The 6,222-nt window shown below is 71.6% G+C and carries 5 protein-coding genes; all 5 read left to right on the top strand.

All coding sequences use genetic code 11. The features are described from left to right. The first annotated feature begins 194 nt into the window (after positions 1–194). Positions 195–1,586, top strand: a complete 1,392-nt coding sequence (locus AC1DXV_RS30050) for a phosphomannomutase/phosphoglucomutase (protein ID WP_477937110.1) — start codon at positions 195–197, stop codon at positions 1,584–1,586. Between the two features lie 16 nt (positions 1,587–1,602). Beyond that, positions 1,603–2,574 (top strand): lipopolysaccharide heptosyltransferase I, encoded by a 972-nt coding sequence (gene waaC / locus AC1DXV_RS30045; protein ID WP_477937108.1) that lies wholly within the window; start codon positions 1,603–1,605, stop codon positions 2,572–2,574. 8 nt (positions 2,575–2,582) lie between these two features. Continuing rightward, the gene (locus AC1DXV_RS30040; protein WP_477937106.1) at positions 2,583–3,920 is read left to right on the top strand and encodes a 3-deoxy-D-manno-octulosonic acid transferase; all 1,338 of its coding nucleotides are present in this window, start codon (positions 2,583–2,585) and stop codon (positions 3,918–3,920) included. Between the two features lie 249 nt (positions 3,921–4,169). Continuing rightward, on the top strand, positions 4,170–4,943 hold the full coding sequence (locus AC1DXV_RS30035) for an alpha/beta fold hydrolase (protein ID WP_477872654.1): 774 nt from the start codon (positions 4,170–4,172) through the stop codon (positions 4,941–4,943). 67 nt (positions 4,944–5,010) lie between these two features. Then, positions 5,011–6,222, top strand: a 1,212-nt coding sequence (locus AC1DXV_RS30030) for an HD-GYP domain-containing protein (protein ID WP_477937104.1), incomplete at its 3' end; no start/stop codon positions are given.

The raw sequence follows: 6,222 nt of genomic DNA, 5'->3' as shown, positions 1-6,222 counted from the left end.
AGCGGGCGTCGCGGGCCTTGATGGCCAGATAGGCGGCATCGGAGTCGAAGGTAGGCATGGCGTGATTATCGAACCTCCAATCCGCAGGACTCGCCGTTTTCGGACATGTCGCGGGCCGGGCTTCGAGCCCGCGCTGGCCCGAAGGCTGCATGTCAGACGCTATCTACAATCCGCCACTCTCCAGGAGAAACCGAATGCAAGTGACTGCGTCCAACTTCAAGGCCTATGACATCCGCGGCATCGTCGGCAAGACGATCGACGAAGCGTTCGCGGAGCACCTGGGCCGTGCCTTCGGCAGCGAGGCACTGAAGGCGGGTGAGAAGGCCGTGGCCGTCGGGCGCGACGGCCGCCTGTCGGGGCCGGGCCTCGTCGCCGCGCTGATCCGCGGCCTCGCGTCGACCGGGCTCGACGTCGTCGACATCGGCGCCGTGACGACGCCGATGCTCTACTACGTGGCCGCCACGCGCGGCAAGCACGGCTGCAACAGCGGCATCCAGGTGACCGGCAGCCACAACCCGAAGGATTACAACGGCTTCAAGATGGTGCTGGCCGGCCGCGCGATCTACGGCGACGAGATCCAGGCGCTGCGCATCCGCATGGAAGCGGAGAACTACACCGTGGCCACCGGCCGCACCGGCACGATGGACGTGCTGGCCGAGTACAGCGCCCGCATCGTCGCCGACTGCAAGCTGAGCCGCCCGATGAAGATCGTCGTCGACTCCGGCAACGGCATCCCCGGTGCGTCGGCGCCCGGCATCCTGCGCGCGCTCGGCTGCGAGGTGACCGAGCTGTACTCCGAGGTCGACGGCGATTTCCCGAACCACCATCCGGACCCGAGCAAGCCCGAGAACCTGGCCGACCTGATCCGCACCGTGAAGGCGACCGACGCCGAGCTGGGCCTCGCGTTCGACGGCGACGGCGACCGGCTGGGCGTCGTCACCAAGGAAGGCAACATCATCTACCCCGATCGCCAGCTGATGCTGTTCGCGACCGACGTGCTGTCGCGCAACCCCGGCGGCACCATCATCTTCGACGTCAAGTGCACGCAGCGCCTCGCGCCGACGATCCGTGCCGCCGGCGGCAAGCCGCTGATGTGGAAGACCGGCCATTCGCTCGTGAAGGCGAAGATGAAGGAGCTGAAGGCGCCGCTGGCCGGCGAGATGAGCGGCCACATCTTCTTCGGCGAGCGCTGGTACGGCTTCGACGACGCCACCTACACCGCGGCGCGCCTGCTGGAGATCCTGTCGCGCGGCCGCAACCCGAGCCAGGTGCTGAACGCGCTGCCCACCAGCTTCAGCACGCCCGAGCTGAACGTGCCCTGCGCCGAAGGCGAGCCGAAGGTGGTCGTGCAGAAGCTGCTCGACGGCGCGCGCTTCCCCGGCGCGAAGGAGATCATCACGATCGACGGCCTGCGCGCCGAGTACGAAGACGGCTTCGGGCTGATCCGCTCGTCGAACACCACGCCGGTGCTGGTGCTGCGCTTCGAAGGGCACACGCAGGAGGCGCTGCACCGCATCGAGTCCGACTTCATGGCCGCGTTGCGCGTGGCCAAGCCCGACGCGCAGATCGCCGCTGCCGCGCATTGACCGCAGTGCCGTCTTCGTGCGCGTCCTGATCGTCAAGTTGTCGTCGCTCGGCGACGTGGTGCATGCGATGCCCGTCGTCCACGACATCCGGGCGGTCTACCGCAACGCGCACGTCGACTGGGTCGTCGAGCCGGGCTTCGCGCCGCTGGTGCGGCGCGTGCAGGGCGTGAGCGAGGTGATCGAGTGCGCGCAGCGCCGCTGGCGGCGCGCCTGGTGGACGCGCGCGGTGCGCGACGAATGGCGCGCCTTCCGCGCGCAACTGGGGCAGCACCGCTACGACGCGGTGCTCGACCTGCAGGGCCTGACCAAGTCGGCCCTGGTGGCCCGCATGGCCGATGGCCCGAGCTTCGGCCTGGCGAACCGCACCGACGGGTCCAGCTTCGAGCGGCCGGCGCGCTGGCTGATCGACCAGCCGCTCGCGATGGAGCCGCACGTGCATGCGCTCGACCGCTCGCGCAAGCTGGCTGCGATGGCGCTGAACTACACGGTGCAGGGGTCGCCGCAGTTCGGGCTGCGCTGCGATGCGCAGCCGCTGGCCAAGCGCACGCTGGTGTTCGTGCATGGCAGCTCGCGCGACGACAAGCTGTGGCCGGAGTCGCACTGGATCGATCTGGGCCGGCGTTTCATCGGCGCCGGCTGGCGCATCGCGCTGCCGCATGCCGGGCCGGTGGAGCTGGCGCGGGCGCAGCGCCTGCAGCAGGCCTTCGGTGCCGAGGCCGAGGTCTGGCCGGCGATGTCGCTCGATGCGCTGGTCGACCGCATGGGCGCGACGCAGGGCGTGATCGGCGTCGACAGCGGGCTGAGTCACATCGCGGTCGCGCTCGGGCTGCCGCACGTGCAGCTGTACAACTTCCCGACCGCGTGGCGCACCGGCCCGCAGATCGCGCATGGTCACCGGCACCAGGTGTCGGTCGAGCGCGAGCCGACGCCCGAGGTCGACCTGGTGTGGGCCACCTGGCAGGTCGTGCGCGCCGCGTCGCGGGGATGACGGTCACCGTGGATCCCTTGCACGACGTCCCGGCCGCCACGTGGCGGCAGTCGCTGGCGCGGCATGCCTATTCGCTGCTGCTGGCCGCGCTGAAGCCGGCCTACCTGCTGCGGCTGTGGCTGCGCGGCCGGGCCGAGCCGCTGTACCGGCACAAGGTGCTGGAGCGGCTGGGCGACTACCGCGAGCACCGCGAGCAGCTTGATGGGCGCTGGATCGGCGACGTCTGGGTGCATGCGGTCTCGCTCGGCGAGACGCGTGCCGCGGCGGCGCTGATCGATGCGCTGCGCGCCGAGCGGCCGGGCCTGCGGCTGCTGCTGACGCACAGCACGGCCACCGGCCGCGAAGCCGGCGAGGCGCTGCTGCGCGAGGGCGACGTGCAAGCCTGGCTGCCGTACGACACGCCGGGTGTCGTGCAGCGTTTCTTCGAGCAGTTCCGCCCGCGCGTGGGCGTGCTGATGGAGACCGAGATCTGGCCGAACCTGCTGCGGCGCGCGCAGGGCAGCGGCATCCCGATGGTGCTGGCGAACGCGCGGCTGAGCGAGAAGAGCCGGCGCCAGGGCGAACGGCTGGCAGCAGTGCTTCGGCCGGCGGTCGAGGCGATCACGCTGGTGCTGGCGCAGACCGAGGCCGATGCGCAGCGGCTGCGCGAGTCGGGCGCGCGCGAGGTCGTCGTCTGCGGCAACCTGAAGTTCGACATGGCGCCGGACGAGGCCTTGCTCGCGCGCGGCCGGGCATGGCGGCATGCGTTGGCGCGGCCGGTGCTGCTGGGTGCGGTGATGCGCGAGGGCGAAGAGGCGATGCTGCTGGCCGAGTGGACAAAGCGCCCCGCAGAGAACCGCCCGCTGCTGCTGATCGTGCCGCGGCATCCGCAGCGCTTCGACGAGGTCGCGGCGCTGGTGCAGGCGGCCGGGCTCACGCTCGCGCGGCGCAGCGGCTGGGGCGACACGCCGCCGGCCGAGGCCTGGCGCGCCGACGTGTGGCTGGGCGACTCGATGCGCGAGATGGCGCTGTACTACGCGATGGCCGACGTGGCGTTGCTCGGCGGCAGCTTCGCGCCGCTGGGCGGGCAGAACCTGATCGAGGCGGCGGCCTGCGGCTGCCCGGTCGTGATGGGGCCGCACACCTTCAATTTCGCGCAGGCCGCGGAACTCTCGCAGGCGGCCGGCGCGGCGCTGCGGGTGGCGGACATGGCCGCAGGGGTCGACACGGCCTGTGCCTTGCTCGACAGCCCGGAGCGCGAGCAGCGCGCCGCGCAGGCGAGGGCGTTCGCGGCGGCGCACCGTGGTGCGGCACGGCGGATGACGGGCTACCTGCTGCGGTGGTTGCCGGTGAAGGCTGTCTCCTGAGCAAGACAGGTCCTTGAACACCGTTCGCCCTGAGCCTGTCGAAGGGCCGGACTGAGCTTGTCGAAGGCCTTGCGCGCTTCGGATGCAACCCTTCGACACGGGCCCTCGACAAGCTCGGTCCCTGCTCAGGGCGAACGGGGGGAACTGCATCTTCGCGGTGACCTCCCCCGGCATCGGATGATCGTCCGATGGTGCCTGCCCCTCGTTGAGAGGACAGTCCGTGCTCTGTCATCTCACCCGGAGCACACCATGAACCTCGTCAAGCTGGCCGCCCTCGGCCTCACCGCTTCCATCGTCGCCGCCTCGGCCGGCGCGGCCACCCCGGCTGCGGCCGACGCTGCGAAACCCAGCGTCGTGATCGTCCACGGCGCGTTCGCCGACGGCTCCGACTGGGCCAAGGTCGTGCCGCTGCTGCAGGCCAAGGGCCTGAACGTCGTCGCGGTGCAGAACCCGCTGAGCTCGCTGGCCGACGATGTCGCCGCCGCGAAGCGCGCGATCGATGCGCAACCCGGCAAGGTCGTGCTGGTCGGCCACTCGTGGGGCGGCGTGGTCATCACCGAAGCGGGCGACAACCCGAAGGTCGCCGGCCTGGTCTACATCGCCGCCTTCGCACCGGACGCCGGCCAGTCGGTCGGCGATGTCGGCAAGGGCTTCGCACCCGGTGCCGGCCTGGCCCACCTGAAGGCCGATGGCGGTGGCTTCCTGTCGCTGACGCAGGAAGGCATGAGCAAGCACTTCGCGCAAGACCTGCCGGCCGCCACGACCGCGGTGATGGTTGCGACGCAGGGCCCGATCCAGGCGAAGGCCTTCGAGCAGAAGGTGTCGGTCGCTGCGTGGAAGCAGAAGCCGTCGTGGTACCTGGTCGCCGACAACGACCACATGATCGTGCCGGAGCAGCAGCGCGCGATGGCCAAGGCGATCAACGCCAAGGTCTCGAGCGTCGCCAGCAGCCACGTGCCGCAGCAATCGCAGCCGGCCCAGGTGGCGGCGGTGATCCTGGACGCGGTGCAGGCCGCCCGCTGATCGCGGCATGATGCAGGGGCCTGCCGCACGCGGCGGGCCCCTTTCCATTTCCAGAGTCCTTCGACCGATGTCCTCCCCGTCCGCCGCGCTGCCCGATGCCCGCGTCACCGTCTTCGATGCCGTCAAGGCGCTCGCCTTCGTCGGCGATCTCAGCATGGGCCAGCCGGTCGACCACTCGGCGCGCACCGCGTGGATCGCGGCCCAGCTCGCGGCGGCACTCGGCCTCGAGGGCGGCGCGAGCTCGCACGCCGCCTACGTCTCGCTGCTGCGCTGGTCGGGCTGCACCGCGAACGCGCCGGAGTTCTCCGAGCTGATGGGCGACGACGTCGGCGGCCGGCGCGCGATGCTCGCGGCCGGGCTGCCGGCGCACCTGGCCGGCTCGATGGCGCCGGTGGCGCAGATCCACTGCGAGGTGTCCGGCGACGTGGCGCGCACGCTGGGCATGCCGCTGGCCGTCGAGCTGCCGCTGCGCCGCATCTTCGAGCGCCCCGACGGCCACGGCCAGCCGAACGGCCTGCGCCCGCCCGACATCCCGGTCGAGGTGTTCATCGTCTCGGCCGCGAGCGACCTGGAGATCTTCAGCCGCGTCTACGACCTCGAGCGGGCGCTGAGCTACCTTGCCTCGCGCGCCGATGCGGCCTACCCCGCCGAGGTGGTCGAGGCGGTGCGCCGCCACGCGGTCGACTGGCTGCACACGCTGGAGCAGGACCCGGCCTGCGTCGACACCGCGCCCGTCATCGGCACCGACACGACCTCGCTCGAACTGATCGCCGACGTGATCGACCTGAAGCTGCCATGGCTGACCGGCTACTCGCGCCGCGTCGCGCAGGTGGCTGCCGACTGTGCCGAGCGCCTGGGCCTGCCGGCGCCGTCGCGCCAGCGGCTGTACCGCGCGGGCCTGGTGCACGGCATGGGCCGTGCGGCGGTGCCGAACGCGCTGTGGGACCAGCCCGGCACGCCGAGCGAATCGGCGATGGAACGGCTGCGGCTGGTGCCGTACTGGACCGCGCGGGCCGCGCGCCGCATCGGCAGCCTGGCCGCGGAGGCCGAGCTCGCCTCGCATGCCGACGAGCGGCTCGACGGCTCCGGCTTCTTCCGTGGCGTGTCGGGCACGGCGATCGGCCCCGAGGCCCGCGTGCTCGCGGTGGCGACGCAGGCGGTGATGCTGCAGACCGCGCGCCCGGGCCGGGCCGCGCTGTCGTTCGACGAGGCGCTGGCGCAACTGCAGCGCGAGGCGCAGCGCGGGCTGTTCGATGCCGACGTGGTGGCCGCGCTGGGC

The sequence above is a fragment of the Rhizobacter sp. P3_C12 genome (genome assembly GCF_056402735.1).
This window is presented reverse-complemented; position numbering and strand designations above follow the sequence as displayed.